General features: G+C 58.1%; 1 protein-coding gene. It reads left to right on the top strand.

Going from position 1 to position 1,111, the window contains the following annotated elements:
• Positions 1 to 42: 42 nt before the first annotated feature.
• Positions 43 to 1,111: glycosyltransferase family 4 protein (locus HZB34_06725; GenBank protein MBI5315646.1), on the top strand; the 1,069-nt coding region annotated here is incomplete at its 3' end.

The following is a 1,111-nucleotide window of genomic DNA, read 5'->3' as shown; positions in this document are numbered from 1 at the left end:
GGCTCTGGAATGTGCTGATGTTTCAAGCTTGGTCGAGCGCTCATGGCAGATCATCCGCGCCTTCTGTATCTCATCACTGAAGACTGGTATTTCTGGTCTCATCGTCTCGACCTGGCGCGGGCCGCACGGGAAGCAGGCTACAACGTGATCGTGGCGACTCGCGTGACCGATCACGGAGAACGAATCCGAGGAGAAGGGTTTCAGCTCGAACCGTTGGAGATGGTCCGTCGGAGCCGCAATCCGTTTCGCGAGGTGATCGCCGTGGCAGAACTTGTGCGGTTGTATCGTCGCGTGAACCCTGATGTGGTGCATCATGTGGCCATGAAGCCGATTCTGTACGGATCCCTGGCTGCGTGGCTTACCCGAGTCCCGTCCGTCATCAACGCATTCGCCGGTCTTGGGTATGCTTTTATGGATGAACGGAACGGGCTGTTGCGTTGGTGCGTGAAGACGGCATTCAGAACCGTACTCCGTTTGAGCCATTCCGTCGCACTGGTCCAAAACCAAGATGATCAGGATCGGCTCGTCGGAGAGGGGGTGGTCCCTGCCTCTCGAGCGAGGATTATTGCCGGTTCAGGCATCGATGTCGCGGTTTATTCCATGCAGCCGCAGCCATCCGGTATTCCGGTTGTTGTTCTGCCGGCACGCATGCTCAGGGACAAAGGCGTCGGGGAATTTGTAGAAGCCGCCAGACGGCTCAAGCAAAAAGGCATCCATGCTCGGTTTATTCTCGTCGGTCGACGAGATGAACATAACCCGGCGGCTATTCCGGAAATCCGCCTGAAGGAGTGGGTGCAGGAAGGGGTGGTTGAGTGGTGGGGACACCGAGAGGATATGCCGGCTGTCTATGCAGCGGCCATGCTGGTCGTGCTGCCGTCGTATCGAGAGGGGCTTCCCAAAGTATTGTTGGAAGCGGCAGCCTGTGGCAAGGCCATAGTAGCCACAGATGTTCCCGGCTGTCGGGAGATCGTACGTGATCGGTTTAACGGGTTGCTGGTTTCCCCGAGAGACTCCACCGCGTTGGCGGCGGCCATTGAAGAACTGCTATCCGACCAGGCGTTGCGAGAGGTGATGGGACAGCGAAGTCGGACCCGTGTTCTGGCGGAATGGT

Source organism: Nitrospirota bacterium (assembly GCA_016219645.1).
Classification (GTDB): domain Bacteria; phylum Nitrospirota; class Nitrospiria; order Nitrospirales; family Nitrospiraceae; genus Palsa-1315.
Note: the sequence above shows the minus strand (reverse complement) of the source record. Positions and strands in the feature narration are given on the sequence as shown.